Below are 524 nucleotides of genomic sequence, written 5' to 3' on the forward strand. Positions count from 1 at the left end.
AGCCTGCGCATCATCGGCACGGTCGGCGAACCGATCAATCCGGAAGCGTGGATGTGGTACCACAAGCACGTCGGCCAGGAACGCTGCCCGATCGTCGACACGTGGTGGCAGACCGAAACCGGCGGCCACATGATCACGCCGCTGCCGGGCGCGACGCCGACGGTGCCGGGTTCGTGCACGCTGCCGCTGCCGGGCATCATGGCCGCGGTGGTCGACGAGACCGGCCAGGACGTGCCGAACGGGCAAGGCGGCATTCTCGTCGTCAAGCGTCCGTGGCCGGCGATGATCCGCACGATCTGGGGCGACCCGGAGCGCTTCAAGAAGAGCTATTACCCCGAGGAACTCGGCGGCACGCTCTACCTCGCCGGCGACGGCACGGTGCGCGACAAGGACACCGGCTACTTCACGATCATGGGCCGCATCGACGACGTGCTGAACGTGTCGGGTCACCGGCTCGGCACGATGGAGATCGAGTCGGCGCTGGTTTCGCACGAGCTGGTTGCGGAAGCGGCGGTGGTCGGCCG

1 protein-coding gene is annotated in these 524 nt (G+C 67.9%); it reads left to right on the plus strand.

Going from position 1 to position 524, the window contains the following annotated elements; genetic code table 11:
- On the plus strand, window positions 1-524 hold a 524-nt coding region (locus HWX25_RS32880), incomplete at both ends, for an AMP-binding protein (RefSeq protein ID WP_175912763.1).

Source organism: Burkholderia sp. BCC1640, assembly GCF_902833125.1.
Taxonomy (GTDB): domain Bacteria; phylum Pseudomonadota; class Gammaproteobacteria; order Burkholderiales; family Burkholderiaceae; genus Burkholderia; species Burkholderia diffusa.